General features: G+C 73.2%; 8 protein-coding genes and 3 pseudogenes. 4 read left to right on the top strand and 7 right to left on the bottom strand.

The window, feature by feature from the left end:
- The coding region (locus P1P70_RS34435) for an aminotransferase class III-fold pyridoxal phosphate-dependent enzyme (RefSeq protein WP_319244855.1) at nucleotides 1–1,330 on the top strand (1,330 nt) is incomplete at its 5' end.
- Between the two features lie 29 nt (nucleotides 1,331–1,359).
- Here P1P70_RS34435 and P1P70_RS34430 read toward each other — a convergent pair.
- The 4 genes from P1P70_RS34430 to P1P70_RS34415 form a co-directional block, all read right to left on the bottom strand.
- Nucleotides 1,360–2,499: a hypothetical protein gene (locus P1P70_RS34430; RefSeq protein ID WP_319244854.1), complete on the bottom strand. Its 1,140-nt coding sequence runs from the start codon at nucleotides 2,497–2,499 to the stop codon at nucleotides 1,360–1,362.
- A gap of 74 nt (nucleotides 2,500–2,573) precedes the next feature.
- Complete coding sequence (locus P1P70_RS34425; protein WP_319244852.1) at nucleotides 2,574–3,365, bottom strand: PaaI family thioesterase; 792 nt, start codon at nucleotides 3,363–3,365, stop codon at nucleotides 2,574–2,576.
- Nucleotides 3,366–3,406: 41 nt separating this feature from the next.
- A complete protein-coding gene (locus P1P70_RS34420) occupies nucleotides 3,407–4,417 on the bottom strand; it encodes a zinc-dependent alcohol dehydrogenase (RefSeq protein ID WP_319244850.1) in 1,011 nt (336 codons plus the stop codon).
- Nucleotides 4,410–4,841 carry a tautomerase family protein gene (locus P1P70_RS34415; protein ID WP_319244848.1) on the bottom strand — a complete coding sequence of 144 codons (432 nt, stop codon included), beginning with the start codon at nucleotides 4,839–4,841 and terminating at the stop codon, nucleotides 4,410–4,412. Before P1P70_RS34415 ends, P1P70_RS34420 begins: the two co-directional genes overlap by 8 nt.
- Nucleotides 4,842–4,995: 154 nt before the next feature.
- On the opposite strand from P1P70_RS34415, the gene P1P70_RS34410 reads away from it, so the two are divergent.
- Nucleotides 4,996–5,586 (top strand): TetR/AcrR family transcriptional regulator, encoded by a 591-nt coding sequence (locus P1P70_RS34410; RefSeq protein ID WP_319244846.1) that lies wholly within the window; start codon nucleotides 4,996–4,998, stop codon nucleotides 5,584–5,586.
- A 49-nt stretch (nucleotides 5,587–5,635) separates the two neighbouring features.
- On the opposite strand, the pseudogene P1P70_RS34405 reads toward P1P70_RS34410, so the two are convergent.
- A pseudogene (locus P1P70_RS34405) lies at nucleotides 5,636–5,764 on the bottom strand (PaaX family transcriptional regulator C-terminal domain-containing protein); the annotation flags it as partial.
- A gap of 154 nt (nucleotides 5,765–5,918) precedes the next feature.
- Here P1P70_RS34405 and P1P70_RS34400 point away from each other — a divergent pair.
- A pseudogene (locus P1P70_RS34400) lies at nucleotides 5,919–6,429 on the top strand (acyl-CoA dehydrogenase family protein); the annotation flags it as partial.
- Nucleotides 6,430–6,470: 41 nt separating this feature from the next.
- On the opposite strand, the gene P1P70_RS34395 reads toward P1P70_RS34400, so the two are convergent.
- Nucleotides 6,471–6,956, bottom strand: coding sequence for a tautomerase enzyme (locus P1P70_RS34395; protein ID WP_319244844.1), 486 nt, complete (start codon nucleotides 6,954–6,956; stop codon nucleotides 6,471–6,473).
- 164 nt (nucleotides 6,957–7,120) lie between these two features.
- On the opposite strand from P1P70_RS34395, the pseudogene P1P70_RS34390 reads away from it, so the two are divergent.
- Nucleotides 7,121–7,693, top strand: a pseudogene (locus tag P1P70_RS34390) (TetR/AcrR family transcriptional regulator); the annotation flags it as partial.
- Nucleotides 7,694–7,705: 12 nt separating this feature from the next.
- Here the strand turns inward: P1P70_RS34390 and P1P70_RS34385 are convergent.
- Nucleotides 7,706–9,312 (bottom strand): aconitase family protein (locus P1P70_RS34385; protein WP_319244842.1); only part of this gene is annotated, 1,607 nt, incomplete at its 5' end.

Below are 9,312 nucleotides of genomic sequence, written 5' to 3'. Positions count from 1 at the left end.
GGGTGAACCCGTGGGGGAGGGCGAGGGCGAGGCCCGGCCGGCCGCCGCCGACGCGGAGTTGCTGGAACGCCGCGAGCAGTCCTTCGCCACCGTCCAGGAGCACTACTTCGAGGAGCCGCCGCGCATCGAACGCGGCTGGCGGCACCACCTGGTCGACACCCGTGGCCGCGTCTACCTCGACATGCTCAACAACGTCACCGTCCTCGGTCACGGCCACCCCGCGCTGAGCGACGCCGTGCACCGGCAGTGGCGGCGCCTCAACACCAACTCCCGCTTCCACTACGCCTCGGTGGTCGAACTGTCGGAACGGCTCACGCGGTCGCTCCCCGACGGCCTGGACACGGTCTTCCTGGTGAACAGCGGCTCCGAGGCCGTCGACCTCGCGCTGCGGCTCGCCTGGGCGACGACCGGACGGCAGGACGTGGTCGCCGTCGAGGAGGCGTACCACGGCTGGACGTACGCGAGCGACGCCGTCTCCACCTCGATCGCCGACAACCCGGGCGCCCTCGCCTCACGCCCGCCCTGGGTGCACACGGTCGCCGCCCCCAACTCCTACCGGGGCCGGTACCGGGGAGCCGAGGCACGACGGTACGGCCCGGAGGCCGCCGAGCGGATCGCCGGACTCGCGGCGCGCGGCACCCCGCCGGCCGCGTTCCTGTGCGAGCCGTTCTACGGCAACGCCGGCGGCATGCCCCTGCCGGACGGGTATCTCGAGCAGGTCTACGCGGCCACCCGGGCCGTCGGCGGACTCTGTCTCGCGGACGAGGTGCAGGTCGGCTACGGCCGTCTCGGCACCCACTTCTGGGGGTTCGAGCAACAGGGCGTCGTACCGGACGTGGTGACCGTCGCCAAGGCGATGGGCAACGGGCATCCGCTGGGCGCCGTGATCACCCGGCGGGAGATCGCCGAGGCCTACCGCAGCCAGGGCTACTTCTTCTCGTCCGCCGGTGGCAGCCCCGTCAGCTCGGTGGTCGGCCTCGCCGTCCTCGACGCACTGCGCGACGAGGAACTCCAGGCCAACGCCCTGGACGTGGGCGGCTACCTGAAGGACCGGCTCCGGCAACTCGCCCACCGTCACGAGCTGATCGGCGCGGTGCACGGCTCCGGTCTCTATCTCGGCGTGGAGTTCGTGCGCGACCGTACGACGCTGGAGCCGGCCACCGAGGAGACGGCCGCGATCTGCGAGCGGCTGCGCGAACTCGGCGTGATCATGCAGCCGACCTCCGACCGGCAGTGCGTGCTGAAGATCAAGCCACCGCTGTGCCTGACCCGGGACGGCGCGGACGGCTTCGTCGCCGCCCTGGACGACGTCCTGACGCACGGCTGGTGACCCAGCGGGGCCGGGCCTCCCCTTGCTCACTAGGTCTCTTCGGTCCTCTCGGTCTCCTTGCGGGCCGCGAGCACGCGGAGTGTCAGTGCCGTCGCCAGGCCCGCCAAGGGGCCCCAGAGCAGGGCTGCCGTCACGCCGTTGCCGAAGCCGGCGACCGCGTACAGGTCCCAGCGCAGTTGCGTGCCGTCCACGAGCATGCGCAGGAACTGGCTCGTGAGCAGGCCCAGGACGGTCGCGCAGAGCCCGCCGACCGCCAGCGCCGGGACGGTCGCCCGGGTGAGCAGTCCGGGCAGCAGGCGCAGCGCCCACCAGACCACCGCGAGCAGCAGGACGTCGACGGCGCGGTAGAGCAGCCAGTCATCGAGCGGCGCGCCCGCGGGCCCGCCCCAGGCGCCGAGCAGCAGCCACTGGCGCAGCAGGTCGCCCGGTTCGGAGAGCAGCCCACCGCCCGAGAACGCCGTCTGGAGGGTGGCGGCGACCGAGTGGTAGGAGAGGACCACCAGGGACAGCGCGATCACCGCCGTCCCGGCGGTCGCGGCCAGGCGCGCCGCGCGTACGGGGACGGCCTCCCGCCGCGGCGGGTCCGTGTCCTCGGCGGTGATCCGTGCGGTGAGCACCGTCGCCACGGCCGCCACCAGTGCCGTCGCCACCAGGACCTGCCGTCCCGAGGAGCTGACGGCCGCGAGCTGGGGCAGGAAGCGGTAACTGCCGCGGCCCTGGGAGGCGATCAGCCACGGCGCGGAGACGGTGACCGCCAGCGTGCCCGCCACCAGGCCCCAGGCCCACACCGCCAGCAGCGCCGCCGTCAGCCGCCCCCGCACCGGCGGCAGCCTGCGTACCAGGAGCAGCGCGCCGGGGACGAAGAAGACGAGGACCGCCGCGAACCGGATCTGCAGCGCGGTCGAGTGGAGCGCGAGGTACCGGCTGCTGTCGCTGTGTGCCGTGTCGCCGATGCCGCCCGACACCGCCGCGCCGAGTGACGAGGACGCGGGCGGGTCGTACGACCAGGGGGCGAGCCAGCGTTCCAGGTCGGCGGCGGCCTGGGCGCCCAACACGTCGGTGGCGCCCTGCAGTCGCAGTGCGCTCTCGCTCGCGCCCGCCCACCACAACAGCGCCGTCAGCAGCACCCCGCCCACCAGCGCCGGTATCACCGCACGTCGATATGTCATGCGCCGTCCCCCCGTTCGACCATGTGTGACCGGTGAAATCGCTTTCCCGGCCAGAGGAGACTACGGCGTGTCGATCACGTCGGGGTCACAGGGGGTACGTCCGTTCGCGGGTCGCGCAGGCTCGGGAACAGGGCGTGGGCACGGTCGGGGTCGGGTGAGACGAAGACGCCGTCCGCCGTCACCGCGGGGACCGCCGGATCCGCCGCCAGACTGACCGAGCCGTGCACGAGGATCCTGCGGCCCTCGGTGCCGGTGACGTGGGCGAAGAGACGCAAGGGCGTCTCCACCGGGACGGGCCGGTGGTAGCGGACCTGGAGGGAGACGGTCATGGCGTGCAGGCCGACCGCGCCGCAGGCCCGGCCCATCAGTTCGTCGAGCAGCATCGCGCTCATCCCGCCGTGCGCGTAGCCGGGCGGCCCCTCGTGGGCGATGCCGAGCGTGCACCGGCCGAGGAGGCCGCCGTCCGCCGGTGTCACCCGCAGGGGCGGGGCGAGCGGGCTCCCGGTTCCGGTGACGGGGCTGAACATCCTGGTGCCGCCGGGGAATTCGTCCACGTCAGGGATCTCCGACCTGCGCCGAAGTCGACCGGTCAGTCGCCCGGTCAGCCGCCCGGTGAGCCGGCGGACGTCGTCCGCCACGGCGTGCAGGACCTCCGCCGGGGCCGTCGTGCGGACCGCCGTCTCCACCAGGGCACGCAGGTCCCGGCCGAGCGCGGCGGTGGCCGCCCGCAGGGGTTCGAGGTCTTCCTCCGCGGGCCGGGGGAGGCCGCTGTGTTTCGGTGCTGGCGTGGGCGTCGGTGCCGTCGGTGCCGTCGTGGGTGTCGCGGTCGTCTGGGTTGTCGGTGGTTCGGTGAGGGGTGTGTTCATCGGATTTCTCGGTCGGAGCGTGATGGGCCGGGGGAGAGGGATCAGCCCTCGGCGCGGACGAAGACCGGCTTGAGGTGCTTCTCGGGGAGCGCCTCGGGGAGTCGTTCCCAGTCGAGGACATGGGAGACGACGCGCGCCGGGTCGACCTTGCCGGAGCGGGCGAGGGCGAGGGCGTCGGGGATGTGGGCGCGGACGTTGTCACGGGCGACGCGCAGGGTGACGCCGGTGAGGTACATGTCGAGCAGGGGCAGTTCACCGGGGCGGAAGTGGTTGCCCGCGGACTCGCAGACACCTTCCGGGGCGAGGGACTTGACGGCGAGGGCGAGTTGGTCGACGCGGCCGGTGGCCTCGACTGCGAGGTCGAAGCCGTGCGGGACGGGCTCGACGGCCTCGGCGGTACGGGCGCCGAAGCCCTCGGCGAGCTGTCGGTGCGTGGGGTCGGGGTCGACGTAGAGCACGTCGGAGGCGCCGAGCGCGCGGGCGATGTCGCACACGTACAGGCCGATGCTGCCCCGGGCGACGACCAGGACGCGGGCGCCGGGTCGGTTCGCGAGGTGGGGTGCGACCAGGCGCCAGGACAGGGACCAGTTGTCGCTCGCGGAGGCCATGGCGACGGGGTCGAGGCCGGCGGGAAGGGGCACCAGCATGGCCTCCGCGTACGGCACGCGGACCAGGTCGGAGAAGAGGCCGCCCCAGGTGCCGCCGATCGGCGCCCCGTACATCGCCATGTGCGGTACCGCCGTGCAGTGCGCGGTGAGCCCGGCCCTGCAGCGGTCGCAGGCGCCGCAGTTGATGGACCAGGGGACGACGACCAGATCGCCGGGGGCCACGGTGGTGACGGCGTCGCCGGTCTCCACGACCCGGGCCACGCACTCGTGTCCCAGGGCGAAGGGCGGCTCGACGAAACCGTGACCGGCGAGGATCGCGGAGTCGACGTCGCACGGGGTGGCGGCCACCGGGGCGACGATCGCCTCCGCGTCCGAACGAAGTTTCGGGTCGGGGGCCTCGCGCCACTCGACGGTGCGACGGGCCACGTAGGTCAGTTCACGCATCGGCCCGCTCTCCCTTCGCCAGGGCGACGAGGTCGGCGAAGCGGACGACGGAGCCGCCCGCGCCCCAGGTGCCGTCGGGCTGCTCGTGCACCAGCACCCACACCCGCAGTGCTTCGGCCGGGGGCAGTCCGGCGGCTTCGAGGACGGTCCGGGTGGCATCCTCCACCAGCCCGGCCCGGCGGCGCTCGGACAGCGCCCCCTGCGGAACGGTCACCTCCACGAGGAAGCGGGGTTCGTCGTCCTCGGCCGTCGTCTGCGCCCCTTCGGGCGGCTCGACCAGAAAGCTCCACGCCTGGGCGCGGAAGAACGCGGTGTCGGGTGCGCCCTCCCAGTGCAGCAGCACGGCGGCGAGGTCGCGCTGGACCTTCTCGCGGCCCTCTTCGGTCAGTGAACCGGTCGGGGCGGTGAGCCGGATCATCGGCATGCGAAATCCCTTCGGGGCTTGGGTCCTCGGGGGCGGACCGGAGACCTGCACGCGGTCTGCGACGACCCTGCGGGCAGATCGATCTATGACGATCGTTATAAGCGGAGGTCACGCTAGACTATGACGAGCGATATAGCCAGAGGGGAGCACGGTCTTGGCGCAAGACGGAACACCGTCCCGGGAACGCATCGTGGCCGGGGCGGCCGATCTGATCAGCAGGCGCGGGCTGAACGCCGCGAGCATCCGGAACCTGGCCAAGCACGCCCGGGCGCCCCTCGGCTCGACGTACCACTACTTCCCGGAGGGCAAGGGGCAACTGGCCACCGAGGCCGTGCGCTACGCGGACACGGCCGTCGCCCGCATCCTGGGCAAGGCGTTGGAGGCGGGTCCCGTCGCCGGGCTCCGCGCCTTCCTGAGCCTGTGGCGCGGCGTGGTCGTCGACAGCGAGTTCCGTGCCGGCTGCCCCGTGCTCGCCGTGTCCGTGGAGGAGCCGCCGGCCGATGAGATCCCTCCGGCCCTCGTCGCCGCCGCAGAGGCGTTCGACGCCTGGGAGCGCCTGCTCGCCGACGCGCTGCGCGACCACGGGGCCGACCCGGAGCGGGCCCCCGCCCTCGCCGCGCTCGTCGTGGCCTCGGTAGAGGGCGCCATCGCCATGTGCCGCGCCAAGCGCGGCATCCAGCCCCTCGACCACGTGGCGGAGCAGCTGGAGGCGCTGATCGTCGGGGCGGTCGAGCGGCGGCCCTGAGGGGAAGCCCGGCTCGGTCCGTGCGCCCCGGCACCGTCTCGACCAGCTCCCGCCGGTACGTCGTGTACGCGGCCCGCAGCTCGGGGCCCGGCCAGTGGGCCGGAAGGAGGTCGGGCGGAAGGACCGGGTCGGCGAGCAAATGGCGTACGGCCGCCGCGAGGGCGGTGAAGCGGTCCACGGGCTCTCGGGTCTGCTCGATGGGGCCGAGCAATGCCTCGGCGGTGCCCGCCCAGGCGTCCGGTTACCACAGGCGCGCGGCCAGGTCCTCCGCCGGCTGATCGGGGCGGCCCCCCAAGTGCTGGACGGTCGGGCCCAGGTCGGGTGGCTGGGCGCGCCGGATCGCCACCGCCTCGGCAAGTGCTGGGTGGCCAAGCGCGGCCCGGCCTTCGCCGCCGAGGCGCTGGAGTGCCTGGTGGCAACGGCTACGTCGAGGACTCGGGCATGCCCCGTCACTACCGTGAGGCGCCGCTGCTGTCCATCTGGGAGGGCTCGGGCAAGGTCGACGCCCTCGACGTGCTGCGGGCGTTGACCCGCGACCCCGGCACCATGGAGGCGCTGTACGCCGAACTCGCCCTGGCCCGGGGCGCGGACGCCCGGCTCGACACGGCCGCGGCCCGGCTGAAGGACGCGGTGCGCGAGGCCGACCGGACCGGTGCCCGGCGGCTGGTGGAGCGCATGTCCCTCGTCCTCCAGGTATCCCTGCCGGTCCGGCATGCGCCGGCCGCGATCGCCGACGCCTTCCGCGTGACCCGGCTCGACGGCGACCGGGGGCATGCCTTCGGCACCCTCCCGGGCTCCGTCGACCTCGACGCCATCCTGCGGCGGGGCCTGCCGGCGGGCTGAGGGCAGGGGCGTGGGGCGGGCCTCATCCCTCGACGGCCGCCTCAGGCGTCTCGGCCGTCGAGGGTCGTGCGGATCGCCTCGGCCTTCTCCTGCGTGAACACGCCGCTGTCGAGCAGGGAGAGGACCGACAGCACGCCGCCGCCGGCGCCCCAGCTGCCCTCGTCGACGACCCGGAACGTGACCCACCACGACGGCGAGGGCCGTGCGACCCCGCATGCCTCGGCCAGTGCGGCCAGGATCCGTTCGATGACCTCGGCCCGGACCTCTCGGCGCCAGTCGCCGTCCATCACGGTCACGTCGATCACCATGACGTCGGCCGCCTGCTCGGCGTCCGCCAGCAGCCGCCCGCCGATCGCCATCATGCCGGCGGCCCGCTCCACGAAGTGGACCTGGAATCCGGCCCGCGCGGCCGGGGCGAACTGGCCGACCTCGGGCACGAGGACCGCGTCCGTCAGTGTCTCGGCCAGTGTCCGACGCTGTTCGAGGCTCAGACGGCCCTCTGGGGTGTGCACGGTGATGACGGTCATGACTGCCTCCTATGACGCTCGTTATAGGGCGACATTACACGGCTCTATGACGACTGTTCTAATCCTCGGTCGCGGCGGAACCGTACGTTCCCGCTGGTCGAGCGGCGCGGTAAGGTGCGCCTAAGTGGACGGTTGTCCATAAGGGTGAGGGGAGGGTGAGAGTGGTGTCGACGGGTGGGGTGCCGCAGCGGTCGGACGCACAGCGCAATCGTGAGCGCATTCTGGAGGTGGCCCTCGTCGAGCTGACGCGCTCCGCCGACGTCCCGCTCAGTACGATCGCCAGGAAGGCGGGCGTCGGACAGGGCACCCTCTACCGCCACTTCCCCGACCGCGAGGCGCTCGTCCTGGAGATCCATCGCCAGGAGGTGCAGCAACTCGCCGACAGCGCAGCCGAGTTGCTGCGGACCCGGGAACCCGACCGGGCTCTGCGGGAATGGATGGACGGCCTGGCCCGCTACGGCATGGCCAAGGCCGGCCTGGCGGACGCGCTCCGGCGGGCCGCCGCAGCGAGGGGCGGTGCGGCGAAACCGGGCTATCCGCCCTTCCTCGCCGCGATCGATCTCCTGCTGGACGCCAACCACGAAGCCGGCACCATCCGCCCCGGTGTGACCACGGACGACTTCATGCTCGCCATCGCGGGTGTCTGGCAGCTCGACCCCCAGAGCGAGTGGCGCCCCCGGGCCGACCGCCTCTTCGACCTCGTCATGCGCGGCCTGCGCGCGGGGGCGCCAGGCCGGGCCGAGGGCGGGTCAAGGGCGGGTCAGGGTGCGGCGGACGACGTACGGAAGGATGCCGCCGTGCCGGAGATAGGACAGCTCCTGGCGGGAGAAGATCCGTAGCCCCAGGTTCACGGTGGTGGGCCCGCGGCCGACGTGGTCGGGTCGCGTGATGCGCAGGACCACCGGATTGGTGCCCACCGTCAGGTCGTCCAGCCCCTCGAACGTCAGCTCCTCCTCGCCGGTGAAGGCGTACGAGGAGGAGCGGTCGCCCTCGCGGAACTCCAGCGGCAGCACCCCCATGCCGATCAGATTGCTGCGGTGGATGCGCTCGTACGACTCGGCCACGACTGCCCGGACACCCAGCAGTGCCTGGGCCTTGGCCGCCCAGTCGCGGCTGGAGCCGGCCCCGTAGTGACGACCGGCGACGACGACCAGGTCGTACCCGGCCTCGCGGTAGGTCGGCGCGGCCAGGTGGACGGGCAGGACGTCGGCGCGGTCGGCCGTGTACGCGTGCCCGCCCTGCCGTTTCCCTCCTGGCCGTTCCTCGGAAGCGGGGGAACACCCCCCGCCCTCACCCCGCCCCGCTTCCTGTCGGTCCCGCAGCGTCAGGTTGGTGACGGCGGGGTTGGTGAAGGCGCCCCGCAGCATGACCTCGTGGTTGCTGCGGCGGGTGGAGTACTGGTTCAGGTCACGGCGCGCGACCCCGCGGGCGGTGAGCCAGTGGCCTGCCGCGCTGTCGACGGGGATGCGGCCGGCGGGCGAGATGTGGTCCGTGGTGACCTCGTCGCCGAGGTGCAGCAGGACCTTGGCGACGCGTGGGCCGATGCGGTCCGGAGGGGCCGTGGACAGGCCGGTCAGGTGCGGGGGCCGCCGGATGTACGTGGACTCGGGGTCCCAGGGGAAGCGGATACCGGCGGGCGCGTCCAGCCGACGCCAGGCGTCGGTGCCGTCGCGCAGCTGCTCGGCGTTCGCGCGGAACAGCTCGGGACGGACGTGCTCGGCGATCCGGTCCCGCACCTCCTCCTCGGACGGCCAGAGATCCCGCAGATGGACGGGCCGGCCGTCGGTACCCGTGCCCAGCGGCTCGGTCGCGAGGTCGTGCAGGATCGAGCCGGCCAGCGCGTAGGCGACCACCAGGGGCGGGGAGGCCAGATACGACAGCGGGGTACGGGGATTGACCCGTCCCGCGAAGTTCCGGTTGCCCGAGAGCACGGCGACCGGGGCGACCATGTCCTCCTCGGCGAGGCGCTCCATCACCGGGTGCAGCGGGCCGGAGTTGCCGATGCAGGTCATGCAGCCGAAGCCGACGATGTGGAACCCGGTCTTCTCCAGCGCGGTGAGCAGGCCGGACGCCCGCAGATACCCCTCGGCCACGCGTGAGCCGGGGGAGAGGGACGTCTTCACCCAGGGTCTGGCGGTCAGCCCGGCCGCCACGGCCCGCTCGGCGAGCAGACCCGCCTGGATCAGCAGGGCCGGGTTGGCGGTGTGGGTGCAACTGGTGATGGCGGCAAGGGCGACCGGGCCTTCGGGCAACGGCTCACCGAAAGCGAAGGCGCTCTCGGCGTCGGTGCTTTCGGTGTCGGTGCCTTCGTCGACGGTGCTTTCGTCGACGGCGCTCTCCCGGGCGGGGGCCGGGG

Source organism: Streptomyces sp. MB09-02B, from assembly GCF_033794485.1.
Lineage (GTDB): Bacteria > Actinomycetota > Actinomycetes > Streptomycetales > Streptomycetaceae > Streptomyces.
The sequence above is the reverse complement of the archived record's forward strand: the minus strand, read 5'-3'. Positions and strand labels throughout refer to the sequence as shown.

What these genes read in the sequence shown, in the direction of transcription:
- P1P70_RS34430 (WP_319244854.1), bottom strand. Translation starts at nt 2,499, where the DNA reads ATGACATATCGACGTGCGGTGATACCGGCGCTGGTGGGCGGGGTGCTG.
- P1P70_RS34425 (WP_319244852.1), bottom strand. Translation starts at nt 3,365, where the DNA reads ATGAACACACCCCTCACCGAACCACCGACAACCCAGACGACCGCGACA.
- P1P70_RS34415 (WP_319244848.1), bottom strand. Translation starts at nt 4,841, where the DNA reads ATGCCGATGATCCGGCTCACCGCCCCGACCGGTTCACTGACCGAAGAG.
- P1P70_RS34395 (WP_319244844.1), bottom strand. Translation starts at nt 6,956, where the DNA reads ATGACCGTCATCACCGTGCACACCCCAGAGGGCCGTCTGAGCCTCGAA.
- P1P70_RS34420 (WP_319244850.1), bottom strand. Translation starts at nt 4,417, where the DNA reads ATGCGTGAACTGACCTACGTGGCCCGTCGCACCGTCGAGTGGCGCGAG.